The organism is Streptomyces sp. NBC_01485, from assembly GCF_036227125.1.
Lineage (GTDB): Bacteria > Actinomycetota > Actinomycetes > Streptomycetales > Streptomycetaceae > Streptomyces.
The window spans coordinates 7,112,425-7,139,150 of record NZ_CP109435.1; the positions used below are offsets into that span (position 1 = coordinate 7,112,425).

Sequence of the window (26,726 nt, forward strand, 5' to 3'; positions counted from 1 at the left end):
TGAGCGCACGACCAGCGCTTCCGCACCCCATCCGAACCCTTCCGAGGCACCCACCGTGTTCCTGACGATCAGCACCACCGGCACCCCCGAGCGCCCCGCCACCGATCTGGGCTTCCTGCTGCACAAGCACCCGGACAAATCGCAGGCGTTCTCCACCTCCTACGGCAAGGCCCATGTCCTCTACCCCGAGGCCGATGCCGAGCGCTGCACGGCGGCGCTGCTGCTGGAGGTGGACGCCGTTGCGCTGGTCCGGCGCGGCAAGGGCAAGGGGCGCGGCGGCGCCCCCGACGCGGCCCTCGCCCAGTACGTCAACGACCGCCCGTACGCGGCCTCTTCGCTGCTCGCGGTCGCGCTGAGCGGCGTGTTCTCCAGCGCGATGCGCGGGGTGTGCGCCGCGCGGCCAGAACTCCCGGCGCAGACACGGCCGTTGCGGGTCGAGGTGCCCGCGCTGCCGGCCCGCGGCGGCCCCGACCTCGTCCGCGGCCTCTTCGAGCCGCTCGGCTGGACGGTCGATGCCGAACCGATCGCCCTCGACAAGGAGTTCCCGGCCTGGGGCGACTCGCGGTACGTCCGCCTCGTCCTGGAGTCGGAGACGCTCACCGTCGCCGAGGCCCTGCGTCACCTGTACGTCCTGCTGCCGGTCCTCGACGACGCCAAGCACTACTGGGTTTCCTCCGACGAGGTCGACAAGCTGCTGCGCGCAGGTGAGGGCTGGCTGCCCGGCCACCCCCAGCAGAAACTGATCACCAGCCGTTACCTGTCCCGTCGTTGGTCGCTGACCCGGGAGGCGATGGAGCGGCTGGAGCTGGTCCGGCTCGCCGAGGCCGACGACAGCGAGGTCGAGGAGATCGACAACGCCGTCGAGGCGGAGGCCGAGACGGAGGAGCGTCCGACCCCGCTGGCCGTGCTGCGCCGCGAGGCGATCGTCACGGCACTGACGGCGTCCGGGGCCGCCCGGGTCCTCGATCTCGGCTGCGGCCAGGGCCAGTTGGTGCAGGCGCTGCTGAAGGACCCGCGGTTCACCGAGATCGTCGGTGTCGACGTGTCGATGCGCGCGCTCACCATCGCCTCCCGCCGGCTGAAGCTGGACCGCATGGGCGAGCGGCAGGCCTCGCGCGTCCAGCTCTTCCAGGGCTCGCTCGCCTACACCGACGCCCGCCTCAAGGGCTACGACGCCGCCGTGCTCAGCGAGGTGATCGAACACCTCGACCTGCCGAGGCTGCCCGCCCTGGAGTACGCGGTGTTCGGCGCGGCCCGCCCGCGCACGGTCCTGGTGACCACCCCGAACGTCGAGTACAACGTCCGCTGGGAGACCCTCCCGGCCGGCCATGTCCGGCACGGCGACCACCGCTTCGAGTGGACCCGCGAGGAGTTCCGCACCTGGGCCGGCACGGTCGCCGAACGGCACGGGTACGACGTGGAGTTCGTCCCGGTCGGCCTGGACGACCCGGAGGTGGGACCGCCCACCCAGATGGCCGTTTTCGAGATCAGCACAGCAACCCGGCAGTCCACGACCGACAAGTCCACGAAGGACAAGTCGACGACCCGCAAGTCCACGAACGAGAAGGAGGCGAAGGCCGCATGACTGAGACTCAGGTTTCCGAGAAGCAGGGACGTGTCCTGCCCGTCACCGACCTCTCCCTCGTGGTGCTGATCGGCGCGTCCGGGTCCGGCAAGTCCACCTTCGCCCGCCGCAACTTCAAGCCCACCGAGGTCATCTCCTCAGACTTCTGCCGCGGTCTGGTCTCCGACGACGAGAACGACCAGAGCGCGACGCGCGACGCCTTCGACGTCCTGCACTACATCGCGGGCAAGCGGCTCGCGGCCGGCCGCCGTACGGTCGTCGACGCGACCAGCGTGCAGCAGGACGCCCGCCGCCAACTGATCGACCTGGCCAAGCAGTACGACGTGCTGCCCATCGCCATCGTGCTGGACGTCCCGGAGGAGGTGTGCGCCGAACGCAACGCGGGCCGCGTCGACCGCGCCGACATGCCCCGCCGCGTCATCCAGCGCCACACCCGTGAACTGCGCCGCTCCCTGCGCCACTTGGAGCGGGAGGGTTTCCGCAAGGTGCACGTCCTGCGGGGCGTCGAGGACGTCGAGAACGCCTCGATCGTCACCGAGAAGCGCTTCAACGACCTGACCCACCTCACCGGACCCTTCGACATCATCGGCGACATCCACGGCTGCGCCCTCGAACTGGACTCCCTGCTGGGCAAGTTGGGCTACGCCGACGGCGTCCACCCGGAGGGCCGGCAGGCCGTCTTCGTCGGCGACCTGGTCGACCGGGGCCCGGACAGCCCGGGTGTCCTGCGCCGCGTGATGACGATGGTCAAGTCGGGCAACGCCCTGTGCGTACCCGGCAACCACGAGAACAAGTACGGCCGTCACCTGAAGGGCCGCAAGGTCCAGCACACCCACGGCCTGGCCGAGACCATCGAGCAGATGGAGACCGAGAGCGAGGAATTCCGTGCCGAGGTGCGGGAGTTCATCGACGGACTGGTCAGCCACTACGTCCTCGACGGCGGCAGGCTGGTGGTCTGTCACGCGGGTCTGCCGGAGAAGTACCACGGCCGCACCTCCGGCCGCGTCCGCTCGCACGCGCTCTACGGCGACACCACCGGCGAGACCGACGAGTTCGGCCTGCCGGTGCGCTACCCGTGGGCGGAGGACTACCGGGGCCGGGCGGCCGTCGTCTACGGCCACACGCCCGTCCCGGACGCCACCTGGCTGAACAACACCATCTGCCTGGACACCGGCGCCGTCTTCGGCGGCAAGCTGACCGCGCTGCGCTGGCCGGAGCGCGAGCTGGTCGACGTCCCCGCGCAGCAGGTCTGGTACGAGCCGGCGAAGCCGCTGCGGTCGGAGGCGCCGGGCGGACACGACGGCCGCCCGCTGGCCCTGGCGGACGTCCACGGCCGGCGCGTCGTCGAGACCCGCTACGACGGCCAGAGCCGCGTCTCGATCCGCGAGGAGAACGCGGCCGCGGCCCTGGAGGTGATGAGCCGCTTCGCGGTCGACCCGCGCCTGCTGCCCTACCTCCCGCCGACGATGGCCCCCACGGCCACCTCGCACATCGAGGGCTACCTCGAGCACCCGGCGGAGGCGTTCGCGCAGTTCGCGCGAGGCGGCGTCGCACAGGTGGTGTGCGAGGAGAAGCACATGGGCTCCAGGGCGGTGGCCCTGGTGTGCCGCGACGCGGAAACGGCGCGTAAGCGGTTCGGCGTGGACGGCCCCACCGGATCGCTCTACACCCGCACGGGCCGCCCGTTCTTCGACGACCAGGCGGTGACGGAGGAGATCCTCGGCCGGGTGCGGGCGGCGGTGGACGAGGCGGGCCTGTGGTCCGAACTGGACACGGACTGGCTCCTGTTGGACGCCGAACTGATGCCGTGGTCGCTGAAGGCCACCGGCCTCCTGCGCTCGCAGTACGCGGCCGTGGGCGCCGCCTCCGGCGCCGTCTTCCCGGGCGCACTTGCAGCCTTGGAAGGCGCGGCGGCGCGCGGAGTCGACGTCGCGGACCTCCTCTCCCGCCAGCGTGAACGCGCCGCGGACGCGGCCGCGTTCAGGGACGCGTACCGCCGCTACTGCTGGACGACGGACGGACTGGACGGCGTCCGCCTGGCCCCGTTCCAGATCCTCGCGGTCCAGGGCCGCAGCCTCGCGGCCCTGCCCCACGACGAGCAACTGTCGTTCCTCGACCGGCTGGTGGAGCACGACGGCACGGGCCTGCTCCAGACCACCCGCCGCCTGTACGTCGACACGGCCGACCCCGTGTCGGTCCGGGCGGGCGTCGACTGGTGGCTGGAGATGACGGGCCGGGGCGGCGAGGGCATGGTCGTCAAGCCGCTCGGCGCGCTGGCCCGCGACGGGGAAGGCCGCATGGTCCAGCCCGGTATCAAGTGCCGGGGCCGCGAGTACCTCCGGATCATCTACGGTCCGGACTACACCAGCCCCGACAACCTCACCCGCCTGCGCGGCCGTTTCCTCAACCACAAGCGGTCGCTGGCGATCCGCGAGTACGTGCTGGGCCTGGAGTCCCTGGACCGCCTGGCCGAGGGCGAACCCCTGTGGCGCGTCCACGAGGCGGTGTTCGGGGTGCTGGCCCTGGAGTCGGAGCCGGTGGACCCGCGACTGTGAGCGGGCCGACGGCCTTCGACGCGACGGCGGAGGAGCTGTCGGCCTGACACGCGGGGGCAGCGGACGGCGCTGCGACTCAACCGACGAGCCGCAGTGCCGTTCCCGCTCTCCCCACCCGCACCCGCTGTCCCCATGTCAGTTCCACCGCGTCGGATTCGATGCCGTCGCCGAAGGCGATGAGGCGTTCTGATTCGACGGTGAGGGTCAGGCGGGCGTCGGGGGTGAGTTCGCCTGCGATCAGGGAGGTGCCGGTGGCGGGGGACGGCCAGGCCTCGCGTACGAACCACACCAGGCGGTCTTCCGTCGGGGCCGGCAGCCGCAGACCGTCGTCGCCGCCGGACCGTTCCTGCCATACCGAGCGGATCCAGCCGGTCGCCCCCGTGCCCGTGCCCACCAGCACCCCGGAAGAAGCCTGGGCCTCGACGGCACCCCCGTCGTCGTCGAGGCCCAGGCGGTAGCGGGCGGTCTGGTGGCCCGGGGCGCCGAGGTAGATCTCGTTGAGGGCCAGCAGTCGCTGTGTGTCGTCGGCGACCGCCTCGACCATGGTCAGGTCGGTTGTGCCGGTGCCGGGTGTGAGCACGGAGGGGAGGAGCGTACGCGCGTCCGCCGGGCGGTGGCGGACCAGGACGCCCGGGTTGCGGCCGGGGTCCGTGTCGATGCCCACCACCGGTTGCCCGGCAAGGTACTTGGCGGCGTTCGCCACCAGTCCGTCCTGGCCGACCACGACCACCACGTCCTCGGGTGCGAAGAGGAAGCGGTCCAAGTCCCTTCGTTCCACTCGTGTTTGACGCCATGTCAGGGGGACCGCAGCCGTCACCTCCGCCAGCGCCCGTCTTGTGCGGCGGTGGCGTTCGGCGATCTCCTCGATGTCGCGGCCCCGCGAGGAGAGGAAGAAGGCGGCCTGGCCGTGCGTGCCGTGCCGGGCCACCAACTCCTCGTACTCCGTGGTGCGGTGGACCAGCACGGCCCGCGGGGCGAGACTCACTCCCGTTCCCCCGCGCCGAGCCTCGACAGGAGTCCGGTCAGGACGTCCGGCGAGATCGTCACGCTGTCGATGTGCGGCAGGTTCTCCGCGAGCCGTGTCCCGGTGAGGGCGTGCAGGGTCGCCACGTCGACGTCCCCGTGCACCCGCAGCCAGGCCGCCTGCGCCTGGGCCCGCGCCTCGCCGACCTCGCGCGCCGACTCCGCCTCGGCGCGGGCCAGTTGGACCACGCGGGCCGCTTCCGCCTCCGCGAGCCGGACCGTGCGCGACGCCTCCGCCAGGGTCAGCCGCTCCGAGCGCTGCGCCTCCGCCTCCGCCAGTTTCACCGAGCGGGCGGCCTCCGCCTCCGCGAGCCGTACGGTCCGTGTCGCCTCCGCTTCCGCCCGTACCTTGTCCGCTGCCGCGTTCTCCTCGGCCTCCCGGCGGGCGTTCGTACCGCGCTGCTCGACCAACTGCTCCTCGCGGCGGGCCAGTTCGATCTGGCTGGCGAGTTCGTTCTCGGCGATGGCGCGCTCCCGCTCGACGGCCACCGCGCGCCGCTCGTACGTCGCCCGGTCGGCCTCCTGCTGGATCTGCTCGCGCGCCGGGGTCCGCAGCGCGCGCTCCACCTCCGGCTCCGGGCGCAGCGCGACGACCCGGACGGCCACGATCTCGATGCCCGTGGCCGGCAGCCGCGGCTCCGCCGCCAATCCCGCCGCGACGCGTTCCCGCACCGCCGTCACACCGTCCACCAGCGCCGACGACAGCGACGTACGCGCGAGGACGTCCAGGGCGTGCTGCTGCGCCGTCTCCGTCAGCAGCGTGCCGAGCTGTTCCAGGGGCGCGCTGCGCCACACCCCGGTGTCCGGGTCGACGGAGAAGTCGAGGCGGGCGGCCGCCACGGCCGGGTCGCTGATCCGGTAGGTCACCGTCGCCTGCACCGCCACGTCCTGGAAGTCGACCGTACGGGCGTGGAAGGTCATGGCCAACTCACGGTCGTCCACCGGCACTTCGGAGAGCGCGGCGCTCAGCGAGCGGAACCAGAAACTGAGCCCCGGCCCGTCGTGCACCAGCTTGCCCGAGCGGTGGTGGCGGACGTGTGCCGTGGGGGCGCCGCGCAGATGCCGCCAGCCCAGCCGCCGGGTGATGTCGGCCATGAGTGGTCCCTCCCGTTGTCGTCAGTGCGACGATAATCGGGAGAGCTGGTTGTCGTCAAGGGGACGAGAACAAAAGCGGGTGCGGAAACGGTCGGGCGGCGGGTGAAGACGGTCCCCGATGGTCAGGATGGAGACATGGGATTCCATGTCGACTCCGAGACCGGGCGGCTGCGCCGCGTCATCCTGCACCGGCCGGATCTGGAGCTCAAAAGGCTCACCCCCAGCAACAAGGACGCGCTGCTCTTCGATGACGTGCTGTGGGTGCGCCGGGCGCGCGCCGAACACGACGGGTTCGCCGACGTGCTGCGCGACCGCGGCGTCGCCGTCCACCTTTTCGGCGACCTGCTCACCGAGGCCCTGGCGCTCCCGGCGGCCAGAGCGCTCGTCCTGGACCGCGTCTTCGACGAGAAGGAGTACGGGGTGCTCGCCACCGACCACCTCCGCGCCGCCTTCGAGACCCTCCCCGCCCCGGAGCTGGCGGAGGCGCTCGTCGGCGGCATGACCAAGCGGGAGTTCCTCCAGGCGCATCCCGAGCCGACGTCCGTGCGCTTCCACGTCATGGACCTCGACGACTTCCTCCTCGACCCCCTCCCCAACCACCTCTTCACCCGCGACACCTCCGCCTGGATCTACGACGGCGTCGCCATCAACTCCATGCGCTGGCCGGCCCGGCAGCGCGAGACCGTCCACTTCGAGGCGATCTACCGGCACCACCCCCTCTTCCGCGGCGAGACGTTCCACGTCTGGTCCGAGGGGCAGGCCGACTATCCGTCCACCATCGAGGGCGGTGACGTCCTCGTCATCGGCAACGGCGCCGTGCTGATCGGCATGAGCGAGCGCACCACTCCGCAGGCCGTCGAGATGCTCGCGCACAAGCTGTTCGCCGCGGGCTCGGCCGAGACCATCGTGGCCCTCGACATGCCGAAGCGGCGCGCCTTCATGCACCTCGACACCGTGATGACCATGGTCGACGGCGACGTCTTCACCCAGTACGCGGGCCTCGGCATGCTGCGGTCGTACACCATCGAACCGGGCGTCGGCGAGAAGGAACTCAAGGTCACCGACCACCCCCCGGAGCACATGCACCGCGCGATCGCCGCCGCCCTCGGCCTCAGCGAGATCCGCGTCCTCACCGCCACCCAGGACGTCCACGCCGCCGAACGCGAGCAGTGGGACGACGGCTGCAACGTCCTCGCCGTGGAGCCCGGCGTCGTCGTCGCCTACGAGCGCAACGTCACCACCAACACCCACCTGCGCAAACAGGGCATCGAGGTGATCGAGATCCCCGGCAGCGAGCTGGGCCGGGGGAGGGGTGGACCGCGCTGCATGAGCTGCCCGGTCGAGCGGGCGGCCGTATAGGACCGCCGCATGGAGTGCTGGATGAGGCGCTGTGTGGAGCGCCGTATGGGGGCGCCGCATGGGGTGCCGATTGGAACGCCCCAGGGGGCTGTATATAAATGCTGGTCATCGTATAGACTTCCATGGTCCCGCATCATCCTGGTCCTGTCCTGTTCTCGTACCTCTGGAGCGCCCCCATGGCGACTGTCCCGACCGCCCTCGCCGGGCGCCACTTCCTCAAGGAGCTGGACTTCACGGCGCAGGAGTTGCGCGGCCTGATCGAGCTGGCCGCCGAGCTGAAGGCCGCCAAGAAGGCCGGGACCGAGACGCGGCATCTGCGCGGGAAGAACATCGCGCTGATCTTCGAGAAGACCTCGACGCGCACCCGCTGCGCGTTCGAGGTCGCCGCCGCCGACCAGGGCGCCTCGACCACGTACCTCGACCCCGTGGGCTCGCAGATCGGCCACAAGGAGTCAGTGAAGGACACCGCGCGCGTGCTCGGGCGGATGTACGACGGCATCGAGTACCGCGGCGACAGCCAGCAGAAGGTCGAGGAGCTCGCCGCGTACGCAGGGGTCCCCGTCTACAACGGTCTCACCGACGAGTGGCACCCCACCCAGATGCTGGCCGACGTGCTCACCATGACCGAGCACAGTGCCAAGCCGCTGACCGGGATCGCCTTCGCCTACCTCGGCGACGCCCGCTTCAACATGGGCAACTCCTACCTGGTCACCGGGGCGCTGCTCGGGATGGACGTCCGCATCGTCGCGCCCAAGGCGTACTGGCCCGGTGACGAGGTCGTCTCCCGGGCGCGTGAGCTGGCCGAGGCCTCAGGCGCCACGGTCCTGCTCACCGAGGACGTCGCCGAGGGCGTGGCCGGCGCCGACTTCGTCGCCACCGACGTGTGGGTCTCCATGGGCGAGCCGAAGGAGGTCTGGGACGAGCGGATCACCGCCCTCGCCCCGTACGCCGTGACCATGGACGTCCTGCGCGCCACCGGCAACCCGGACGTCCGGTTCCTGCACTGCCTGCCTGCCTTCCACGACCTGGGCACGAAGGTCGGCCAGGACATATACGACAGCCACGGCCTCGACTCCCTGGAAGTCACCGACGAGGTCTTCGAGTCGGCGCACTCGGTCGTCTTCGACGAGGCGGAGAACCGCCTGCACACCATCAAGGCCGTACTCGTGGCAACCCTGGCCTGATCTGATCTGACCCGGGGTGCCGGGCGTCACACGTGACGCGGACGCCACTGTGGTGGAACGGCGGCCAGTCTGAACCACACCGCCTTGCCCCGGTCCGTGGGCCGGTGCCCGCAGGACGAGCTGAGGGCGCGGATCAGCAGCAGTCCGCGCCCGTGCTCCTGCCAGGGGTCGGGCGTCTCGCCGGACGGGCGGGTGAGGTCGCCGGGCGGCACCGGGTCGGGGTCGTGCACCTCGACCTGGCAGCCCGTCGGCTGCACCTCGACCACCAGCTCTATCGGGTCGTCCCCGGTGGTGTGCTCCACGGCGTTCGCCACCAGCTCGGCGGTGAGCAGCTCCGCGGTGTCGCTGTCCGCCGCGTGCTTCAGCTCCGCGAGCGCCGTACGGACCAGCGCACGGGCCACCGGCACGGCCGCGGCGGAGTGCGGCAGCGCGATACGCCAGGAGGCGGCGGAGTCGGAGGGGCGTTCGTGCAAGGCGAGTCCGTTCATGGCGCAGGTCCCCGTGATCGACATCGGTCGGTCCTGCTTTCAACTTTATGAATGGTAGCGGCGGCCTCCGGCAGAGATGCCCGGTGGGCTCCGTACGGGACCCTCGATCCCGCTATCAGCCGCTTACCCGGACCAACGGCTCCCCTCGCGCACCTGATCCCGTTGTTACCGGCTTATTGACGACCGGTGACGTGTGTGACGGGAACTCTGCGTGCGGTGACCTGACGCCGACCTCAGGGAACCCGTACCCCGGCGAACTCCGCCCCGGCGTCCCGCAACCGCTCGTGCAGCTCGTGGAACACCGCCGCCGAGCGGGTGCCCGGCCAGTCCTGCGGCAGCAGGCGGGCGGGCAGGCCGGGGTCGGTGTAGGGCAGGTGGCGCCAGGAGTCCAGGGCCAGGAGGTAGTCGCGGTAGGCCTCCTCCGGCGGGGTGTCCGGCCGCTGCTGCCAGGCGTGCAGGACGTGCGCGTGGCGGTCGAGGAACGTCTCGTGCTCCTTGGCGATCGCCGCCAGGTCCCACCAGCGGGCGACGGCCTCGGCGGTCGGCGCGAAACCGAGATGCTCGCCGCGGAAGAGGTCGACGTACGGGTCGAGGTGCAGCCGCCGGAGGGTGTGCCGGGTCTCGTCGTACAGTCGCGCCGGGGCGATCCACACGCCCGGAGTCGCCGTACCGAAGCCCAGACCCGCGAGCCGCGACCGCAGCACGTGCCGCTTCTGCCGCTCCGACTCCGGGACCGAGAACACCGCCAGCACCCAGCCCTCGTCCGCGGGGGTCGCCGTGGCGTAGATGCGCCGGTCGCCGTCGTCGAGCAACTGCCGTGCCTCGTCGGAGAGTTCGTACCCGGCCGCGCCCTGCGCCGTACGGGCCGGCAGCAGCAGTCCGCGCCGCTTCAGCCGGGACACCGAGGAGCGTACGGAGGGCGCGTCGACGCCCGCTGCGGCGAGCAGCCGGATCAGCTCGGCGACGGGCACCGGGCCCGGTGCGAAGCGGCCGTACGCGCCGTAGAGCGTGACGATGAGAGACCGGGGTGCGGGCTGGTCGGACACGTTGATCATCTTAGTTCTTCGGTATTACTGCTGGTCACCATTGGTGCAACCGTCTGTGCGATCGATGTCGGTGGGGTCGGCCGTCCGGTCGGCCCGCATGGGTAGACCATGCGCTCGGGCCGGGGGCATCGCCAGCGGGCGGCCGAAAGCGTGACAGCTCCAGGACACGGTTCGTCGACGACGGGCGCGGACTCGCCACCGAAGGAGTGACGATCACCGCTGCGAGCGCGCCAGCCCGGTACCAGTGGAGGCCCCCACAACAGGAGGTTCTTCCATGTCCAGGTCCATGCCTACGTCCACGTCCACGTCCACGTTCTTGCGCCCCGCTCTGTCCGTGGCCGCCGGTGCCGCCCTGCTTCTGCTGGCCGCCCCGGCGGTCACCGCCACCGCCGTTGCCGTCCCGTCGGAGTCCGTCACCGTCGACCCGGTGGGCCGTATCGCCGCCGACGGCACCGTGACGCTCTCGGGCACCTACCGCTGCACCGGCAACACGGGTCCCGTTCTCGTCAGCTCCTCCGTCGGCCAGAAGTCCGACGACGTCCGGCACGGCATCGGCGGCACCCGTGCCGTGTGTGACGGAGCCGAGCATGCCTGGGTGAACACCGGCAAGGCCACCCCGGACGACCTCGACCCCGGTGCGGCCCACGTCGAGGCCACGCTGATGGAACTCCGCCCCGAGGGCGGCCTGCCCCTGCCCCGCTTCCACGCGGCTCAGGAGCGGGACATCACCCTGACGGAAGGCTGAGCGGCGGGCTCGTGAGGAGGGGTTGAGGGGAGAGGAGGGGTTGAGGGGAAGGGAATCAGGTGTTCCCCTCCCCGTAGGAGAGTTCGGGGTGATCCGGTGATCCGGCTCTTCGGAGGCGGCGTCGACCGTCAGGCCGGGTAGGCGTGGGTCTGGGTTGCCTTGACCGTGGCCCAGACGGGGGTGCCGGGGTGCAGGCCGAGTTCGGCGGCGGCGACGGTGGTGAGGTCGGCGGCGAGGGGGAGTTCGCCGGTGAGGTCGGCGCGGATGCGGTCGCCGTGGGTCTCCAGGCCGGCCACCTCGCAGTGCCAGAGGTTGCGGGCGCTGGTACCGGTGGGGCGGTCGCGGTACAGGGTCACCGCGGCCGGCGGGAAGGTGACGAAGACCGGCCCGGTGAGGATCTCGGTGGTGGTGATCGCGGGCCCGGTGTCGAGTCGTACGGTGTGGCCGTCGGCGCGTCCCTGGTAGAGGTTGAGGCCGACGAGGTGGGCGATGTAGTCGGTGCGCGGGTGGCGGGCGATGTCGCCCGGGGTGCCCTCCTGCACCACGTGGCCGTCCTCGATGACGACCAGACGGTCGGCCAGGACCATGGCGTCCAGCGGGTCGTGCGTGACGAGGACCGCTACCGCCTCGAAGTCGGCCAGATGGCGGCGGAGTTGGGCGCGGACATCGAGACGGGTGCGGGCGTCGAGCGCGGCGAGGGGCTCGTCGAGGAGCAGCAGCCGGGGGTTCGTGGCCAGGGCGCGGGCGAGGGCGACGCGCTGGGCCTGGCCGCCGGAGAGGCGGCGCGGCTTGGCCCCGGCGTGCTCGGCGAGACCCATCCGCTCCAGCCACTCGGCGGCCTGCGCGCGGGCCGCCGCCTTGCCGACGCCGTGGCAGCGCGGGCCGAAGGCCACGTTGTCCAGGGCGGTGAGGTGGGGGAAGAGGAGGTAGTCCTGGAAGACGACGCCGACCGGGCGGGACTCGGGCGGCGTGCGCTCCAACGAGTCGCCGTCGAGCCGTAGATGACCGTCCGTGAGGGGGACGAGACCGGCCAGCGCGCGCAGGGCGGTGGTCTTGCCGGCGCCGTTCGGGCCGAGCAGGGCGACCACGTCACCGGGAGCGGCCGTCAGGGTGACGTCGAGGCGGAAGCGGTCCCGGTCGACCACGAGACGGGCGTCCAGTCCTTCATCACCGCCACCGCCACCGCCACCGCCACCGCCAGAACCGGTGCCGGTGTCGTGTGCGGTCTGTGCGGTCTTCTCCGCGTCGGTCATGAGGCGGTCATCCAGCGGTCGCGCAGGCCCGCGAGGACCGCGATCGAGACGGCCAGCAGGACCAGGCTGAGGGCGATCGCCGCCTCCGGGTCGCTCTGCAGGGCCAGGTAGACGGCGAGCGGCATGGTCTGGGTGCGGCCGGGGAAGTTGCCCGCGAACGTGATCGTCGCGCCGAACTCGCCCAGCGCCCGCGCCCAGGCGAGGACCGCGCCGGCCGCGACCCCGGGAGCGATCAGCGGCAGCGTGACCCGGCGGAACGCGGTGAACCGGGAGGCGCCGAGGGTGGTCGCGGCCTCCTCGTAGCGCGGGTCGGCGGCCCGTAGCGTGCCCTCGACGCTGATGACGAGGAACGGCATGGCGACGAACGCCTCGGCGATCACGACCCCGGCGGTCGTGAAGGGCAGGGTGATCCCGAACCAGGCGTCCAGCCACTTCCCGACGACGCCGTTGCGGCCGAGCGCCATCAGCAGCGCCACACCCCCGACCACCGGCGGAAGCACCAACGGCAGGGTGACCAGGGCGCGCAGCAGTCCGCGGCCGCGGAACTCCACCCGGGCCAGCAGCCAGGCCAGCGGCACCCCGAGCACCAGGCTCACCGCGGTGGCCGCCGTCGCGCAGAGCAGGGACAGCCGCAGCGCCTGCCACACGGCCGGGCTGGTCAACTGGTCCGGCAGGGTGGACCAGTTGGTCCGCACGAGCAGCGCGACCAACGGCAGGACCAGGAACGCCAGACCGACGAGCGCGGGCAGCAGCAACGGCAGCGGAACGGGGCTGCGCCGACGCCGGAGGGCCGCCGCCCGCCCCCGCCGGCGCCGCGGTCCGCCCGTCAGGGTGTCGGACGCGGCGCCGGACTCGTCGACCGGAATCACGGCTGGAGGAACCCGGCCTTGGTCAGGACCTTCTGGCCCTCGGCGGACTGCACCAGCGCGATGAACGCCTTGGCGGTGTCGGTGTTCTTCGCGTCCTTGAGCTGGACGATCGGGTAGTCGTTGATGACGTTGGCCGACTCGGGGAACTCCACGCCCTCCACCTTGTCACCCGCGGCGTTCACATCGGTCTTGTAGACGACCGCCGCGTCGGCCTCCTTCAGCTCGACCTTCGTCAGGGCGGACTTGACGTCCTGCTCGTACGACACAGGGGTGAGCTTCAGCTTGCCGGCGTCCAGCGCCTTCTGGGCGGCGGCGCCGCACGGCACCGTCTTGTCGCACAGCACCACCTTCAGGCCCGACTTCGTGAGGTCCTTGAGGGACGTGATCTTGTCGGGGTTGCCGGGCAGGGTGGCGATCTCGAGCTGGTTGCGGACGAAGGTGGCGGGTGTCCCCGCGGCGTCCCCCGCGTCCGTGACGATCTTCATCGTCTTGGGGCTGGCGGAGGCGAACACGTCCGCCGGGGCGCCGCCGGTGATGCTCGCGGCGAGGCTGTCGCTGCCGCCGAAGCTGAAGGTGACCTTCGTGCCGGGGTGCGCCTTCTCGAACTCCTTGCCCAGCGCCGTGAAGCTCTCCTTCAGCGAGGCCGCCGCGAACACGGTGACCGTGCCGGACAGCTTGGGGGAGGCGGACGCGGAGGCGTCGGAGGAGCCGGACGCGTCGGACTTGGCCGACGAGGAGTCGTCGGAGGAGGAGCAGGCGCTCAGGGCCAGCAGTGCGGCGGCGCTCACACCGGTCACCTGCAGCATCGTGCGGGTGCGGCGGGTCCGGCGCACGGAACGGGTCATCACGGATCTACTCCTTCTCAGGGACTCTTCCAGGGGCTTTCGGGTCTTTCGGCTCCTTCGACGACGACCGCGAGCGCCACTCCGAGCATACTGCCGCAAATGCGAGGTGTTAGTACCTTGTCGCATCGCATGAGCTGGGCTATCGATTGCGGCGGGTGGTATATGCGTTTGTACATACGGCCCGCTCGGGTACCGTCTTCCGGGAGGTGGTAGCCCGTGAGTCAGTCCCTCGCAACCGCCGGTACGGCCGCCGTTCCGATGCCGGAAGTCGTGCTCGCCGGTGACCTGGCCCGGCCGTGCCGGCTGACCGTGGCCGACCTGCTGGCCTGGCCCCAGCAGCGGGCGGAGGTCAGCTTCAAATGTGACACCAGCGGCGTCCAGTGTCACAGTTTCACCGGACCGCTCCTGCACGACGTGCTGTCGGCGGCCGAGCCCGGCTTCGACCCCGCCCGCCGCAAGGACCGGCTCCGCTTCCTCATCGCCGTGACCGGGGCGGACGGCCATCACGCCCTGCTGTCGTGGGCGGAGATCGACCCCGACTTCGGACACGCTCCCGTGCTCCTCGCGGTCACCATCGACGACACCCCGCTCGACCGGGCCGGCCCCCAACTCGTCCTGCCACAGGACCGTTGCGGCGCCCGGCACATCAGCGGGATCAACACGATCCGCGTGGACGGCGACTACCCCGCGTGGACGTGATCCGGGCCGTGACGCCGTCGACCGTGCCCTGCGCGGCGGGCGGTTGACGGGCTGCGCGGGCGACGTCCGGTACCCGCAGCCGGCCCCCGCCGACCACCCGTGGCGCGCCACGCCGCGCCACGGCGTCCGGCGCGTTCAGACGCGGTCGATGTGCACGTTCGTCGACTTCACCCGGGCGGTGGCCTCCATCCCGACCTCCAGGCCGAGTTCCTCCACCGCCTCCCGGGTCAGCAGCGACACCAACCGGTGCGGACCCGCCTGGATCTCCACCTGGGCCGCCACGTCACCGAGCTTGATCGCGGTGACGATCCCCGGGAACGCGTTACGGACGGAGGTGTGGGAGACGTCCTCCTCACCGCTCCCGGCCTTGGCCAGCTCGACGGAGAACGCGGCGAGATCCGTCCCGTCGACGACCCGCCGCCCGCCCTCGTCGCGATGGGTCACCACCCGCCCCGCGTCCGCCCACCGCCGCGCGGTGTCCGGACTCACCCCGAGCAACCGGGCCGCCTGACCGATCGTGTAAGACTGCATGCCCGCCAAGATATGCCAGGCCACGGCCGCCCCCGCCGTAAGCCCTGCGCACCGCCGGTGAGCACCGCGCACCGCCCGTGGGCTCAGTGGGCCGTCGGCAGCGGGGCGGCGGACACCTGGGCGAGCACATGGTCGACCAGGCTCAGCAGTACGTCACGGCAGGCGCCGCGTTCACGGGCGTCGAACATGACCATCGGGGACGTCGGGGGGAGCGCGAGAGCGCCGCGGATCTGTTCGACGCCGTAGTCCGGCCGGCCCTCGAAGCGGTTGACGGCCACGACGAACGGGATGCCGCGTTTCTCGAAGAAGTCGATGGCCGCGAAGCTCGACTCCAGGCGCCAGGTGTCCACCAGCACCACCCCGCCGAGGGCCCCGACCGCCAGGTCGTTCCACATGAACCAGAAGCGCTGCTGGCCGGGTGTGCCGAACAGGTAGAGCACCAGGTCGGGGGTGAGCGTGATGCGGCCGAAGTCCAGGGCGACCGTGGTGGTCGTCTTGGCTTCGACGCCGACCACGTCGTCCACCCCGACCCCCGCGGCGGTCAGCCGTTCCTCCGTATGCAGCGGAGTGATCTCGCTGATGGCGGCGACCATGGTGGTCTTGCCGACGCCGAAACCGCCGGAGATCAGGATCTTTACAGCCTCGGGGGCGTTGTCAGAGCCGGGCAAGGCCGTTCCTCACTTTCTGCAACAGGGCGATCTGTGGGCTTGCGGCCACGTGGATGGGCGGGCGGGCGAGGATCCTGCCCAGCTCCAGCAGGTCCGAGAGCAGGATGGTCGTCACGGAGACCGGCAGGTCCAGATAGGCGGAGATCTCGGCGACGGCCAGCGGCTGCGCACACATGCGCAGGATGCGCAGGTGCTCGGGCTGCAGGCGCTGGCCGACGGACGGCAGCGGCAGGTCGACCGTGCTCACCAGCGTGATGAGCGTGAAGACGTCCCGGCTGGGCTCGGTACGGCCGCCGGTCAGCGTGAACGCCCTTACCATCCTCCAGTGCGCGGCCCCCTCGGGCTGAGCCCAGGACTCCTGGGGGCCGTCGTTCACTGCTGGAAACCGCGCACGCCGGGCGGGGGCGAGAGTTCGGCCCGGGGAGCCGCGCTGAGGTGTTCCCCGACCTTCTTCACCAGCATGTTCATCTCGAACGCCACCACGCCGACGTCCGCCTGCGACTCCGTCAGCACGGCGAGGTGCGCGCCCGCGCCGGCCGACGTGAGGATGAGGAAGCCCCGCCGCATCTCGAGCAGCGACTGGACGACCGACCCGCCGTCGAAGTCGACGCACACGCCCCGGCCCAGGCTCATCAGCCCCGACACGGTCGCGGCCAGCCGCTCGGCCTCGGGCCTGGGGAAGGCCGCGGACTTGCTGACCACCAGCCCGTCCTCGGACACCACGACGGCGAACCGCACACCGGTCACCTGCTGTACGAGGCCGGTCAGCAGGAAGTCGAGGTTGTTGGAGGTGGCGGGGGAGCGGTGCGGGTGAACGGTCATCGTGGAGCCTTCGTCGAGGAATCGTGGTCGGGGGCGGGGCGTACCCCGAAGTCACGGGCGTGCGCGGTGCCGCGCTGGAAGGCGGACATCGTCCTGGCGACCTGCTCCGCCTGCGGCAGCGGTTCCGGTTCCGGCTCCGCCGGGACGGCGTCGGCGGACGGCGGGTCACGGCGCAACTCCTGGGCCAGGCTCGTCTGGGGGACGCGCTGCGGAAGGGGCGGAGCGCCGTGGAGAGGCTGGACGGACTGGATGGACTGGATGGACTGGGCGGGTTGGACGGGGAAGGAGGCCGCCGGGGACCCGTCCATCAGGACGGCGCTCGCATCCGGTGTGGTGACCGGGCGGCGCAGGGGGGTGAACACGGAGGGGCGCTCCGACACCGACCACTCGTCGTGGTGGGAAGCCTGCTGGGGAACGGGCAGGGGAACGGCCCGGGGCGTGGACTGCGAAGCGCGGTGGGGCGTGGGGTGGGGAGCGGGCTGGGCGTCCGGCTCCCAGGCCGTGCCGACGAGGGCCGCCGTGTGCCGGGTGTCCGCGTCCGCGTCCGCGTCCGCCACGAGCGTCGCCGGAGAATCCGGGACCGTCGCGGCACCGGGAACCATCGGAGCACCTGGAACCACTGCCGCACCCGGGACCATCGCGGATTCGTCGATCAGAAGTGGCGCGGGGATCAGGACCACCGCCGAGGTGCCGCCGAACGGCGACGAGCGGAGCGTGACCCGGACACCGTGCTGGGAGGCCAGCCGGGCGACCACGAAGAGGCCGAGGCGGGCGTCGTCGGCGAGGGCCAGGACGTCGAACTGCGGGGGCTGCGAGAGTCGCCGGTTGACGTCGGCGTACTCCTCCTCCCCCATGCCCAGCCCGCGGTCCTCGACCTCGATGGCGAGCCCCTTGCCGACCTGCTCCGTGCGGACCCACACCGGGCAGACGGGCGGCGAGTAGCGGGCGGCGTTCTCCATGAGTTCCGCGAGCAGGTGGATCACGTCGGCGACGGCGTGCGCGGCCAGCTTCAGGTCCTCGTCGGCGTGCACCGTGACGCGCTGGTAGTCGGCGACCTCCCCGACGGCGCTGCGTATGACGTCGATGAGGGTGACCGGCTGGGTCCAGCGGCGTCCGGGCTGCCCTCCGCTGATGATCACGAGGTTCTCCTCGTAGCGGCGTATCTGACTTGCCTGGGAGTCCAGTTCGTAGAGCCCCTTCAGCACCTCGGGCTCCTGGTGTTTCTGCTCCATGGTGTCCAGCAGGCTCAGTTGGCGGTTCACCAGGTTCTGGGTGTGCCGGGCGACGCCCAGGATGGCCTTCTGGAAGCCGCGGCGGGCGTCGGCCAGGCTCACCGCGCTGCGCAGCGCCGTGCGCTGGGCGGAGTTGAAGGCCTGGGCGACCTTGCCGAGTTCGTCGTCGCCGTAGTCGAGGTCCGCCGCCTCCGACTCGACGTCGACGTTCTCCCCGCGGTTGAGCCGGTCGACCAGGTTGGGCAGCCGGGTGTCGGCCAGCTCCAGGGTCGCTCTGCGCAGGCCGGCCAGGCGCCGCATCAGGGAGCGGGTGACGCGCCAGGACAGCAGGACCACCACGATGAGGGCGGCGAGCCCCGCCCCGCTGGTGAGCAGACCCTGCCACAGCAGTGAGTCGGCTCGGGTCTGGCTCATGCCGATGAAGGCGAAGATGGGGTCGACCGTGACCTTCTGCATCCGCGGGATGATCGTGGTCATGGTGGCGGGCCACTGCCGGGCCGGCGCGGGCAGGGCGGTGCTGTCGCCGTCCTGCTGGGCGATGACGGCGTCCTCGATCTTCTCCAGCGTCTTCCACGCCGGGCTGTCGGTGAGCTTCTCCACCGCCGCCATGTCCTGGGCGTTGAGCTGGTTGGGCAGGCTGCCCATCAGGAAACGACGGGCGCCCACCGCGTGGAGGAAGGCGGCCCGGTCCTGGGCGCTCAGCCGTCCGCTCGCGACGGCGGGGGCCAGCGTGGCGTCCTCCAGGAGCAGTTGCTCACGGGCGTCGATCAGGGTCGAGGTCGGTATGGACGCGGTCACCAGGGACGCGTCGTTCACCCGGAAGGCGAAGTCGGTGCCGACGATCTCGGCGTTGATGACGCGGGTGAACGCCGCGGTGGCCGTCCGGACGTCGGTGGACCGGTCGTCGATCCGCGCCCGAAGCTGGGTCAGGTTCATTGCCTGCACGGCGTCCGCGACCGGCTGGAACGCCGCCTTGGACTTCGCCGGGGCGTCCTTCAGAGCGGCCGGAAGCCCCGCCATCTCGGTCACGGCGGCGTCCGTCTTGCGGCGCTGCGCCTCCAAGGCGTCGCGCGAGGCGTCGGGGTCGGCCAGCCAGACCGCGCTGAGCGTCCGTTCCCGGGCCGCGGCGTCGATCATGTCGCCGAACGGCTTGGCGACCGCCAGGTTGGTGTCGAACTCGGCGCGCAGACCGAAGCCCTGTGACAGCACGCGTGCGCTGGTGGTGGCCCAGAGGCCGCCGAGTGCCAGGCTCGGGACCAGGGCCAGCAGCAGCAGCGAGGCGCGGATGGAACGGAGGCGCTGCAGGGCAGGGGTCCGTGACGGCATCGAGCGTCCTTGGGTGCATGGGGCCGAGCGCGACAACCAGAACTATGCGTTCCGCTTCGCGGCAGTGGTGAGGATGCTAGGTGATCTATCGATAAGAGTCATCAAAGTCCTAAAACTTTCTTGATTTCAGCATCATCACGATCGTTTGCGACGCCCGAACGCACAGCGCGTCCCCTGCGAGAAGTGGCGTAAGGGCAGGTCGGGGGCAGGTCAGGGGCACCTTGTCAGCGATGGTGGAGAGGTACGACCGCTGCGACCGCGAGCGGCGCCCACTGCCGGTGTTCGGTTCCGGCCACCGGCCGCTCTCGGCCCGAAGCCCCGGGGGAGGTCCCGGGGGAAGTCTCGTGGGGTCCCAGGCAAGCCAGCCCCGGACATGGCGCCGCACCCCGCCCGGACCCGCATTCATACAGGCCAAACGGGGTGCGGCGGTACTCGTTGCTCAGATGTCCCGGAACTCCTATACAACGCATCTGACCTGCGCAAACGAACCCGCCCGAAGATCATCTTGCACGGTCGTTGCACAAGCCGAACAGTGAGCCTCCGCCAACTTGAAGTCGCAGGTCAAAGGGCTGGTGTGACCAGTACTCAGCGTGCTCACGCTGGTCGTGGGCGGGAGTCTGTCGAGTAGATCATCTGTCAGCGGTTGACTTCGAGGTCCGCCGTTATCCGCCAGAGGCGCGCCGCCGGCGCGCAGCCGAGCATGTATCGTCGGGCGGCATCTGGGCCCCGGCTGCTTTCCTCAGACGCTGTTGCCAATTCGGGGTCTGCTTCGCCCCGCTGATCATTGGTCGAGTGGGGCGCAGGCAGTGCGCGGTACTGAACCGTCCGGACGCTGTGGAGCGGACGGTCGAGGCGTTCACCAACGGCCCGAATAAGTCGACGCCCGAGCAGGCGTAGGAGCTGAACGAGGTGATCCGCACGTGCATCTGTGATCACTAAACCGCACAGGCAGCCCCTGTCAGCCTCTGGGCCGGCGGGGGCTTCGTCGTTTTCTACCGGCCCGCTGGCAGCGGATGGGAGGGAACGATCAATTCCACGACTGGGAACCGGACAAACAACGGAAAGTTCGCGCCACGGATCTTGTGTGGCGCCTGTGAACCCATGAGGGTGGTCGGCGGTGAGACACACATTCGATTCTTCTTGGGGGGAAAGAATGAAGGCGCGTTTTATCGTCCCCCTTCTCGCGGCGGGGGCCCTGCTGGTGCCGGCTGCCACGGCGTCGGCTGCGGCAGCTCCGAGCGGCAGCACGGGAAGGGCCGTCGCGAGGACTGCTGCCTTTCCCGTGTGGTGCACGTTCCAGGGTGAGAAACCGTTCCAGGTCACCCATGGCGGCCCGCTGTACGCCCAGGGCCATTACACGGGTTGCTCAACTCCGGCACCCGACCAGTGCCGGGTCCAGGTCGACCTTCAGGAGTACGTGCGCGACGGGTACTGGCGCGCGGTGAAGCACAAGGACAGCGGGTGGACGAGGTGCAGCGGGCGCTACACCACTCCAGGGCTCACGTGCGTGCATGATGGTGAGAAGGAGACGTACAACACTCAGGTGACCTTGCAGGTCGAGTACCACGGACGCTTCAGCGAACCCGGAATCGCAGACACGCACAACACCGTGATCGACTGCTGAAGTCCGTTCACCCGTAACGGCCTGCCGGATTGATTCGGTAGGCCGTTTTCGGCTTCGGTCGCACAGATGAAAGTGAGACAGCAGCATGCACGTTCATTTTGAAGCAGTAGACCCAGAGAAAATGATCGGGTTCTGGGGCGGCATCCCGGGTTGGGGTGGGTACAGCGTCGGCGAAGCGGAATCTCCGGCTGTGCTACCGGTCGTCACCGTCCTTGTCGGAACGATCGCCGAACAGGTTCAGACGCTGATCGCCAAGGGCGCCTCTCTCGTGGAACCTCACGATTGCATGCACGCCCTGATGACGGATCCGGAAGGCAACAGGTTTATGGTGGTGCTCGACCCCGACCACGAAGCATGACGTTCTCCAGCGTGGATGCGGCCCGGCGTACGGCACTAGCCCTTCAAGGGCGCCGGGTCGACGATCCGGTGTGGGGGGCGCCTTCACCGTCGTTCCAACGTCGAGGCCGACGGAACCTGCCGGCCAATCCAGGTCGCTTTCTCGGCGGCCGGATGGCGTTGGGAGACGGCCTGCACCGCTACGTGAATCGACGGCGACGCGAGGGCGCCGACAGCCAGCGCGGGTGAGGGACGTGCGGGAGGCCGCCGAGTAGGAGCAGGCAGCTCTGCGGTTCCCGCTCGCTGAGGCCGGGTGGCCTTCTACGATCCAGTGCATGGATCCCGAGCTGCTGGAACGGATCACCGCGCGGCGTGCGGAACTGGACGAACTCGAAGAACAGCTGGCCAAGCAGTTGGCGGAGGTGCGGGCCGAGCGGGACGAACTTGCCGTCGCCGAGCGGGTCCTGGAGCGGGTGAGCGAACAACTCGCCGACGAGCGCGCCTCAGCCGCGCCGATGCCCGGGCAGGTGGGTGGACGGTCGGTGATGCTGATTCCGCACCGCGAGCCGGGCCTGGAGGAGACCATGCTCCCGCCGGACTATCAGCGCATCCTCGCCGCTGTGCGGCAGGCTGCCGGACCCGTCATGGCCCGGCATGTCGGCGAGATGCTGGGAGTCGACGTCAGAGTGCGGGCCAAGCTGGAACCGCTGCGCGGGAGACTGGTCAGACTCGTTGATCGCGGCTGGCTGCGCAAACTGCCCGACGGCCGGTTCACCACCCGCCTGTGACCGGGGACGCTGTCGCCCGGAGCAGTCCGGCGCGAGCGTAACCGCGGTGCCCCCGGCGGCCGTTGGAATTGTGTGACGAAAACCAAAGGACGCGCCGAGGACACGAGCACGCTTGTCTACCAGTGCCGTCTGCCGCTGTCCACGCACACCGTCAACCACCTCGCCGGTCTGCTGCGCCGCCATCTGAAGGCGATACGGCAATGCCGTTGTCTGTCCTATGAAGCGAGTGCGGGTTCCAAGGTCAGCGACTTCTCCGGGACGTGTCGGGTGGGGCGGCGGGGCTTCCCCGCGGGGCGGTAGGTGTACTTCAAGTACGGGCGCTTGACGAACCGGTCCGCCTCGCGCAGGCGTCTGGCACCGCTGTCGAGCTTGCGGTGCACCTTATCGGCCAGCATCGTCATGAACTGCTTGACCTGCCAAGAGGTCTGCGTGCACTGGCGGATGACGCTGCGTCGCACGTGCTTGATGACCTTGACGAAGGAGATCCGGTCCGGGTCGATCCCTTCTTCGTCGGCCAGGAGCATGATGATCCGGGTCATGCAGTGGTGCACCACCAGATGCGCCCATACCTCCTGCCGGATCAAAGCTGGGCTGACGGACCGTAAGACCTCCTGGGGTCCGCGCTGAAACGTCTTGACCTGCCGAAACGCCGACTCACTCTCCCAGCGATCATGGTAGAGGGCGGCCAACTCGTCCGCGGGGAAGGCCACCGGGTCCAGCAGGTCGGTCAGCAGTCGGATGACCTCGCCCCCATCGATGCGGTACTCGACCACCCGCACCAGCACCCCGCCGGGATGTGCACGCTTCTGCCCGGCCAGGTTCATCCGGGCCAGATACGTCCCGTCCACGAGGACCGTCACCGGCTGGTGGGCCACCGTGGAGCGCGCCCGGATCAGCAGGTGAGCCCCGGCCTGCGTGAACGCCTTCCACAGTTCCACCCCGGGGAAGCCCCGGTCCATGATGACGAACATCCCGGCAGCGCTGGCGGCCATCGGGATCGTCAACTCCCGCTCCCCGGTGCTGAACCCGCCCACTCTCGCGTCGATCGTGGAGTGCGTCCCGGTCTCGGTCAGCGTCACCACCCTGGCCTGAGGATTTCCCGCCCGATGACCCCTGGCGTCCCGCGTCCCGCCGAACGTGGCCCGGTTGACCTCGTTCTCCTTCACGTCGAGGAGGAACCCGTCCACCGCGGCGATCCGCATCCCCTGGTAGTAGGCGTCGGCAAGCCCTGGCGGGGCTACCGGCCCGGCCAGGCGACGGAACAGCGTCTCCAGCACGGCCGGCCCGAGCCGCTGCCTGGCCCGCGTGAACGAGGACCGGTTCGGGATCGACACGCTCATCTCCTCCAGCGCGCCCACCAGATTCTCCGCCACGTCGTCATAGGAGTCCTGCTGGAAGAGGGCCGACGCGAGCACGAAATAGACCATGAACCTGACCGGCAGCGCCCCAGGCTTCTCATCCCGCTTTCCGCACGCAGCCAGCACCTCGTCCACCAACTCGGCGGTCACCCACCGGGTGAGAATTCCCAACCGCACGTCGTCCGATAATCCGGTCCATGGATGCTGCATAACTGTCAGCATCCTCGCGCCGACGCCGCAGCGGAACGCTGCGTGCAGCCCACAGACAACGGCATTGGGCGATACGGTCCAGGTGGCGGATCCTGCCGCCCGGCCGGATCGCGGTGATCGTCCTGGCCGTGCTGCGGCACGATCAGCGCCTGGCCGACATGGCCGGCGGCAACAACGTGTCCGAGTCCACCGTCCGCCGTTGGCGCGACGAGCTGATCGCCCTGCTCGCAGCCCAGGCACCGTGCCTGGACCGCGCCTTGAAGAGGGTCGCTAAGACAGGCGGGGAGGGGGTCCTGATCGACGGCACCCTCATCCCCACCCAACGTCGCACCGGGAAGGCCAACCGGCGGAACTACTCCGGCAAACACCACCATCACGGCCTGCACTTTCTCGCCTTGACCGACGAACGCGGCCGCCTGATCTGGATATCCGCCGCCCGGCCCGGCCGCACCCACGACATCACCGCCGCCCGCCACGACCACATCCTGGCCCACCTGCGCGCCGCCGGCCTCGGCGCCCTCGCGGACCTAGGCTTCCGCGGCCTGGACAACGACGTACGCGACCCCGTGATCGTCACCGGCTTCCACGCCGGCCGCACCCACAAGCTCACCCCAGGCCAGAAGGACGCCAACCGTGTCCTCGCCGTCGGACGCGCGCCAGTCGAACACGGCTTCGCGCACCTCAAGAACTGGCGGACCCTCACCAAGCTCCGCACCGACCCCGCCCGCGCCACCCGCCTCCTGCGAGCCTTGCTCGTTCTGACGAACCTCGAAGTCAACCGCTGACAGACGATCTACTCCACAGGCTCCCGCCCACGACCAGCGTGAGCACCCTGAGTACCGGTCACACCAGCCCTTTGACCTGCGACTTCAAGTTGGCGGAGGCTCACTGTATCGAACAGCCTTGAGATTCAAGGCCGTTGAGTCCAGACGGTGCGGGGTAGCTCTTGTGGATGGGCGGCTGGCGCTCTGGCGCACCCGCAGGGTGCCGCGCTGGGCTGGTGCCCCCAGTCACGACGTCATCGAGGCAGCGGGAGAACCAGAAACCGGAATCTTTCCTGCCGTAGATGGGCCATCGGAAGCCCACGCCGAAGGCCGCCACCGCAATCCGCCCGAGCGTGCGGTGGTGCTCTGTGTCGACGAGAAGTCCCAGGTGCAGGCCCTGGACCGGTCGCAGCCCGTGCTGCCGGGGATGCCCGAGCGCCGCACCCACGACTACCTGCGGCACGGCGTTACCAGCCTGTTCGCCGCATTCGACGTGGGTGCCGATGGTCGACCAGATGCGGTCGGCGTGGCACGACCGATATCGGACGCTGCGAGGCCACTTCGGCGACAACCCTCCGTGAAGGCTGACGGATACTCAGGTTCTCTGGCGCATCGTCAACCATTCAAGATCATCTTGCACGTGTGTTGCACAAGGTACTGAAAAACAACAATGATCAATGGAGGGTCGTGAAGGTGGGTATCCGCAGGTCAACTGGCATGTTGAGGTGTCGTGCCCTTTGCCTCCAAGGGGCACGACACTCCGCCGATCAGATGTCCCGGAAGATCTCGATCTGCGCCCCGATGGAGTTGAGCCGCTCGGCCAGGTCCTCGTAGCCGCGGTTGATGACGTACACGTTGCGCAGCACCGACGTGCCCTCCGCCGCCATCATCGCCAGCAGGACGACGACCGCCGGACGCAGCGCCGGCGGGCACATCATCTCGGCGGCGCGCCAGCGCGTCGGGCCCTCGACCAGTACCCGGTGCGGGTCGAGGAGTTGGAGCCGCCCGCCGAGCCGGTTCAGGTCCGTCAGGTAGATCGCGCGGTTGTCGTAGACCCAGTCGTGGATGAGGGTCTTGCCCTGCGCGACGGCGGCGATGGCCGCGAAGAACGGCACGTTGTCGATGTTCAGGCCGGGGAACGGCATGGGGTGGATCTTGTCGATCGGCGCCTCCAGTTTGGAGGGCCGGACCGTGAGGTCCACCAGCCGGGTGCGGCCGTTGTCGGCCGGGTACTCCGGCGTACGGTCGTGGTCGAGCCCCATCTCCTCCAGGACCGCCAGCTCGATCTCCAGGAACTCGATGGGCACCCGGCGCACCGTCAGCTCCGACTCCGTGACGACGGCGGCGGCGAGCAGGCTCATCGCCTCGACCGGGTCCTCGGAGGGCGAGTAGTCCACGTCGACGTCGATGTCGGGGACGCCGTGCACGGTGAGCGTGGTGGTGCCGACGCCCTCGACCTCGACGCCGAGTGCCTCCAGGAAGAAGCACAGATCCTGGACCATGTAGTTGGAGGAGGCGTTGCGGATGACGGTCACGCCGTCGTACCGGGCGGCCGCGAGCAGCGCGTTCTCGGTGACCGTGTCCCCGCGCTCGGTCAGCACGATCGGCCGGTCCGGGCGGACGGCACGGTCGACGACGGCGTGGTACTGCCCCTCCGTCGCCGCGACCTCCAGCCCGAACCGGCGCAGCGCGATCATGTGCGGCTCGATGGTCCGCGTGCCGAGGTCGCAGCCGCCGGCGTACGGCAGCTTGAAGTGGTCCATCCGGTGCAGCAGCGGGCCGAGGAACATGATGATGGAACGGGTGCGCACGGCAGCCGCCGCGTCGATCGCCGCCATGTCCAGCACGGCCGGCGGCACGATCTCCAGGTCGACGCCGTCGTTGATCCAACGGGTGCGTACGCCGATGGAGTTGAGGACCTCGAGCAGGCGGTAGACCTCCTCGATGCGGGCGACCCGGCGCAGCACCGTGCGTCCCTGGTTGAGCAGCGAGGCGCACAGCAGCGCCACGCACGCGTTCTTGCTGGTCTTCACGTCGATCGCGCCGGACAGCCGACGGCCGCCCACGACACGCAGGTGCATCGGTCCCGCGTAGCCCAGAGAGACGATTTCGCTGTCCAACGCTTCACCGATTCGAGCGATCATCTCAAGGCTGATGTTTTGGTTGCCTCGCTCGATGCGGTTGACTGCACTCTGGCTGGTGCCGAGCGCCTCGGCCAGCTGCGCCTGTGTCCAGCCCCGGTGCTGCCGGGCGTCACGGATGAGCTTGCCGATGCGTACGAGGTAGTCGTCTGCCATGGGGCTGAGGTTATCTCAGATATG

The 26,726-nt window shown here is 70.1% G+C and carries 24 protein-coding genes and 1 pseudogene; 11 read left to right on the top strand and 14 right to left on the bottom strand.

Going from position 1 to position 26,726, the window contains the following annotated elements; all coding sequences use genetic code 11:
* The first annotated feature begins 55 nt into the window (after window positions 1-55).
* On the top strand, window positions 56-1,585 hold the full coding sequence (locus OG352_RS32235) for a 3' terminal RNA ribose 2'-O-methyltransferase Hen1 (protein ID WP_329221780.1): 1,530 nt from the start codon (window positions 56-58) through the stop codon (window positions 1,583-1,585).
* Window positions 1,582-4,140 carry a polynucleotide kinase-phosphatase gene (locus tag OG352_RS32240; protein ID WP_329221782.1) on the top strand — a complete coding sequence of 853 codons (2,559 nt, stop codon included), beginning with the start codon at window positions 1,582-1,584 and terminating at the stop codon, window positions 4,138-4,140. The genes OG352_RS32235 and OG352_RS32240 overlap by 4 nt, the downstream gene beginning before the upstream one ends.
* 76 nt (window positions 4,141-4,216) lie before the next feature.
* On the opposite strand, the gene OG352_RS32245 is transcribed toward OG352_RS32240, so the two are convergent.
* Window positions 4,217-5,125: a hypothetical protein gene (locus OG352_RS32245; protein WP_329221783.1), complete on the bottom strand. Its 909-nt coding sequence runs from the start codon at window positions 5,123-5,125 to the stop codon at window positions 4,217-4,219.
* Window positions 5,122-6,258 carry an SPFH domain-containing protein gene (locus tag OG352_RS32250; protein ID WP_329221784.1) on the bottom strand — a complete coding sequence of 379 codons (1,137 nt, stop codon included), beginning with the start codon at window positions 6,256-6,258 and terminating at the stop codon, window positions 5,122-5,124. Before OG352_RS32250 ends, OG352_RS32245 begins: the two co-directional genes overlap by 4 nt.
* 135 nt (window positions 6,259-6,393) lie before the next feature.
* On the opposite strand from OG352_RS32250, the gene OG352_RS32255 reads away from it, so the two are divergent.
* Window positions 6,394-7,617 (top strand): arginine deiminase, encoded by a 1,224-nt coding sequence (locus OG352_RS32255; RefSeq protein ID WP_329221785.1) that lies wholly within the window; start codon window positions 6,394-6,396, stop codon window positions 7,615-7,617.
* 176 nt (window positions 7,618-7,793) lie between these two features.
* The gene (gene argF / locus OG352_RS32260; protein ID WP_329221787.1) at window positions 7,794-8,801 is read left to right on the top strand and encodes an ornithine carbamoyltransferase; all 1,008 of its coding nucleotides are present in this window, start codon (window positions 7,794-7,796) and stop codon (window positions 8,799-8,801) included.
* Between the two features lie 26 nt (window positions 8,802-8,827).
* Here the strand turns inward: argF and OG352_RS32265 are convergent, their stop codons facing one another.
* Window positions 8,828-9,289 carry an ATP-binding protein gene (locus OG352_RS32265; RefSeq protein ID WP_329224042.1) on the bottom strand — a complete coding sequence of 154 codons (462 nt, stop codon included), beginning with the start codon at window positions 9,287-9,289 and terminating at the stop codon, window positions 8,828-8,830.
* Between the two features lie 233 nt (window positions 9,290-9,522).
* Complete coding sequence (locus OG352_RS32270; RefSeq protein WP_329221789.1) at window positions 9,523-10,344, bottom strand: PaaX family transcriptional regulator; 822 nt, start codon at window positions 10,342-10,344, stop codon at window positions 9,523-9,525.
* Between the two features lie 265 nt (window positions 10,345-10,609).
* Between OG352_RS32270 and OG352_RS32275 the strand changes: the two genes are divergently transcribed.
* Entirely contained in the window at window positions 10,610-11,080 is a 471-nt protein-coding gene (locus tag OG352_RS32275) for a DUF6299 family protein (RefSeq protein ID WP_329221791.1), read from the top strand.
* 128 nt (window positions 11,081-11,208) lie between these two features.
* On the opposite strand, the gene OG352_RS32280 is transcribed toward OG352_RS32275, so the two are convergent.
* From OG352_RS32280 to modA, 3 genes are read right to left on the bottom strand one after another with little or no spacing between them, the layout of a single operon-like run.
* The gene (locus tag OG352_RS32280) at window positions 11,209-12,333 is read right to left on the bottom strand and encodes an ABC transporter ATP-binding protein (RefSeq protein ID WP_329221793.1); all 1,125 of its coding nucleotides are present in this window, start codon (window positions 12,331-12,333) and stop codon (window positions 11,209-11,211) included.
* Window positions 12,330-13,202 carry a molybdate ABC transporter permease subunit gene (modB, locus tag OG352_RS32285; RefSeq protein ID WP_329221794.1) on the bottom strand — a complete coding sequence of 291 codons (873 nt, stop codon included), beginning with the start codon at window positions 13,200-13,202 and terminating at the stop codon, window positions 12,330-12,332. The genes OG352_RS32280 and modB overlap by 4 nt, the downstream gene beginning before the upstream one ends.
* Window positions 13,199-14,047 (bottom strand): molybdate ABC transporter substrate-binding protein, encoded by an 849-nt coding sequence (modA, locus tag OG352_RS32290; RefSeq protein ID WP_329221796.1) that lies wholly within the window; start codon window positions 14,045-14,047, stop codon window positions 13,199-13,201. Before modA ends, modB begins: the two co-directional genes overlap by 4 nt.
* Before the next feature lie 216 nt (window positions 14,048-14,263).
* On the opposite strand from modA, the gene OG352_RS32295 reads away from it, so the two are divergent.
* The gene (locus tag OG352_RS32295; RefSeq protein ID WP_329221797.1) at window positions 14,264-14,746 is read left to right on the top strand and encodes a molybdopterin-dependent oxidoreductase; all 483 of its coding nucleotides are present in this window, start codon (window positions 14,264-14,266) and stop codon (window positions 14,744-14,746) included.
* A 135-nt stretch (window positions 14,747-14,881) separates the two neighbouring features.
* Here the strand turns inward: OG352_RS32295 and OG352_RS32300 are convergent, their stop codons facing one another.
* The 5 genes from OG352_RS32300 to OG352_RS32320 all read right to left on the bottom strand — a co-directional run bounded on the left by OG352_RS32300 (window position 14,882) and on the right by OG352_RS32320 (window position 19,325).
* Window positions 14,882-15,277 (bottom strand): TOBE domain-containing protein, encoded by a 396-nt coding sequence (locus OG352_RS32300; RefSeq protein ID WP_329221799.1) that lies wholly within the window; start codon window positions 15,275-15,277, stop codon window positions 14,882-14,884.
* A gap of 83 nt (window positions 15,278-15,360) precedes the next feature.
* Window positions 15,361-15,945, bottom strand: a complete 585-nt coding sequence (locus tag OG352_RS32305; protein ID WP_329221800.1) for a GTP-binding protein — start codon at window positions 15,943-15,945, stop codon at window positions 15,361-15,363.
* Window positions 15,932-16,264 carry a DUF742 domain-containing protein gene (locus tag OG352_RS32310; RefSeq protein ID WP_329224043.1) on the bottom strand — a complete coding sequence of 111 codons (333 nt, stop codon included), beginning with the start codon at window positions 16,262-16,264 and terminating at the stop codon, window positions 15,932-15,934. The genes OG352_RS32305 and OG352_RS32310 overlap by 14 nt, the downstream gene beginning before the upstream one ends.
* Window positions 16,265-16,317: 53 nt before the next feature.
* Complete coding sequence (locus tag OG352_RS32315; RefSeq protein ID WP_329221801.1) at window positions 16,318-16,767, bottom strand: roadblock/LC7 domain-containing protein; 450 nt, start codon at window positions 16,765-16,767, stop codon at window positions 16,318-16,320.
* Window positions 16,764-19,325 carry a sensor histidine kinase gene (locus tag OG352_RS32320; RefSeq protein ID WP_329221803.1) on the bottom strand — a complete coding sequence of 854 codons (2,562 nt, stop codon included), beginning with the start codon at window positions 19,323-19,325 and terminating at the stop codon, window positions 16,764-16,766. Before OG352_RS32320 ends, OG352_RS32315 begins: the two co-directional genes overlap by 4 nt.
* Window positions 19,326-20,478: 1,153 nt before the next feature.
* Here OG352_RS32320 and OG352_RS32325 point away from each other — a divergent pair.
* The 3 genes from OG352_RS32325 to OG352_RS32335 all read left to right on the top strand — a co-directional run bounded on the left by OG352_RS32325 (window position 20,479) and on the right by OG352_RS32335 (window position 22,073).
* On the top strand, window positions 20,479-20,949 hold the full coding sequence (locus OG352_RS32325; protein WP_329221804.1) for a hypothetical protein: 471 nt from the start codon (window positions 20,479-20,481) through the stop codon (window positions 20,947-20,949).
* 85 nt (window positions 20,950-21,034) lie between these two features.
* Window positions 21,035-21,307, top strand: a complete 273-nt coding sequence (locus OG352_RS32330; protein WP_329221805.1) for a VOC family protein — start codon at window positions 21,035-21,037, stop codon at window positions 21,305-21,307.
* A 313-nt stretch (window positions 21,308-21,620) separates the two neighbouring features.
* Window positions 21,621-22,073, top strand: a complete 453-nt coding sequence (locus OG352_RS32335) for a hypothetical protein (protein ID WP_329221807.1) — start codon at window positions 21,621-21,623, stop codon at window positions 22,071-22,073.
* Window positions 22,074-22,288: 215 nt separating this feature from the next.
* On the opposite strand, the gene OG352_RS32340 is transcribed toward OG352_RS32335, so the two are convergent.
* A complete protein-coding gene (locus OG352_RS32340; protein WP_329215245.1) occupies window positions 22,289-23,641 on the bottom strand; it encodes an IS4 family transposase in 1,353 nt (450 codons plus the stop codon).
* A 128-nt stretch (window positions 23,642-23,769) separates the two neighbouring features.
* On the opposite strand from OG352_RS32340, the gene OG352_RS32345 reads away from it, so the two are divergent.
* Window positions 23,770-24,426, top strand: a complete 657-nt coding sequence (locus OG352_RS32345; protein ID WP_329221808.1) for a transposase family protein — start codon at window positions 23,770-23,772, stop codon at window positions 24,424-24,426.
* Window positions 24,427-24,733: 307 nt separating this feature from the next.
* A pseudogene (locus OG352_RS32350) lies at window positions 24,734-24,901 on the top strand (IS630 family transposase); the annotation flags it as partial.
* A gap of 271 nt (window positions 24,902-25,172) precedes the next feature.
* On the opposite strand, the gene OG352_RS32355 reads toward OG352_RS32350, so the two are convergent.
* Window positions 25,173-26,702 (bottom strand): helix-turn-helix domain-containing protein, encoded by a 1,530-nt coding sequence (locus OG352_RS32355; RefSeq protein ID WP_329221809.1) that lies wholly within the window; start codon window positions 26,700-26,702, stop codon window positions 25,173-25,175.
* Between the last annotated feature and the right edge of the window lie 24 nt (window positions 26,703-26,726).

Bases quoted from the DNA above. Each gene is read 5' to 3' on its own strand.
- OG352_RS32240 (WP_329221782.1), top strand. From the start codon at position 1,582: ATGACTGAGACTCAGGTTTCCGAGAAGCAGGGACGTGTCCTGCCCGTC.
- OG352_RS32250 (WP_329221784.1), bottom strand. From the start codon at position 6,258: ATGGCCGACATCACCCGGCGGCTGGGCTGGCGGCATCTGCGCGGCGCC.
- OG352_RS32255 (WP_329221785.1), top strand. From the start codon at position 6,394: ATGGGATTCCATGTCGACTCCGAGACCGGGCGGCTGCGCCGCGTCATC.
- argF (WP_329221787.1), top strand. From the start codon at position 7,794: ATGGCGACTGTCCCGACCGCCCTCGCCGGGCGCCACTTCCTCAAGGAG.
- OG352_RS32265 (WP_329224042.1), bottom strand. From the start codon at position 9,289: ATGAACGGACTCGCCTTGCACGAACGCCCCTCCGACTCCGCCGCCTCC.
- OG352_RS32270 (WP_329221789.1), bottom strand. From the start codon at position 10,344: ATGATCAACGTGTCCGACCAGCCCGCACCCCGGTCTCTCATCGTCACG.
- OG352_RS32275 (WP_329221791.1), top strand. From the start codon at position 10,610: ATGTCCAGGTCCATGCCTACGTCCACGTCCACGTCCACGTTCTTGCGC.
- OG352_RS32280 (WP_329221793.1), bottom strand. From the start codon at position 12,333: ATGACCGACGCGGAGAAGACCGCACAGACCGCACACGACACCGGCACC.
- modA (WP_329221796.1), bottom strand. From the start codon at position 14,047: ATGACCCGTTCCGTGCGCCGGACCCGCCGCACCCGCACGATGCTGCAG.
- OG352_RS32300 (WP_329221799.1), bottom strand. From the start codon at position 15,277: ATGCAGTCTTACACGATCGGTCAGGCGGCCCGGTTGCTCGGGGTGAGT.
- OG352_RS32310 (WP_329224043.1), bottom strand. From the start codon at position 16,264: ATGGTAAGGGCGTTCACGCTGACCGGCGGCCGTACCGAGCCCAGCCGG.
- OG352_RS32315 (WP_329221801.1), bottom strand. From the start codon at position 16,767: ATGACCGTTCACCCGCACCGCTCCCCCGCCACCTCCAACAACCTCGAC.
- OG352_RS32320 (WP_329221803.1), bottom strand. From the start codon at position 19,325: ATGCCGTCACGGACCCCTGCCCTGCAGCGCCTCCGTTCCATCCGCGCC.
- OG352_RS32325 (WP_329221804.1), top strand. From the start codon at position 20,479: ATGAAGGCGCGTTTTATCGTCCCCCTTCTCGCGGCGGGGGCCCTGCTG.
- OG352_RS32330 (WP_329221805.1), top strand. From the start codon at position 21,035: ATGCACGTTCATTTTGAAGCAGTAGACCCAGAGAAAATGATCGGGTTC.
- OG352_RS32335 (WP_329221807.1), top strand. From the start codon at position 21,621: ATGGATCCCGAGCTGCTGGAACGGATCACCGCGCGGCGTGCGGAACTG.
- OG352_RS32340 (WP_329215245.1), bottom strand. From the start codon at position 23,641: ATGCAGCATCCATGGACCGGATTATCGGACGACGTGCGGTTGGGAATT.
- OG352_RS32355 (WP_329221809.1), bottom strand. From the start codon at position 26,702: ATGGCAGACGACTACCTCGTACGCATCGGCAAGCTCATCCGTGACGCC.